The 232-nt window shown below is 44.4% G+C and carries 1 protein-coding gene; it reads right to left on the reverse strand.

Annotation, left to right across the window (positions count from 1 at the left end):
- A partial coding sequence (locus SB773_RS34915) for a class II aldolase/adducin family protein (protein WP_410595163.1) occupies positions 1-232 on the reverse strand: 232 nt, incomplete at both ends.

Genomic DNA, 232 nt, shown 5'->3' on the forward strand with positions numbered 1-232 from the left:
TGAACCACCAAGCAGCTGAATCTACAGATTGGCCCACCGTTAACAATCCATGGTTGCGGAGGATGACAGCTTTGTATTGACCTAGAGCCCTGGCAATGCGTTTCCCTTCTTCAGATGCATAAACCACACCAGTAAAATCATCAAATAATGCATGGTCATTGTAAAATTGGCAGGCATCTTGCGTAATCGGATCTAACAGTCTCCCTAAAGAAGACCATGTCTTTCCATAGAC

This window comes from Bacillus sp. SIMBA_074, from assembly GCF_046534555.1.
Classification (GTDB): Bacteria; Bacillota; Bacilli; order Bacillales; family Bacillaceae_G; genus Bacillus_A; species Bacillus_A mycoides.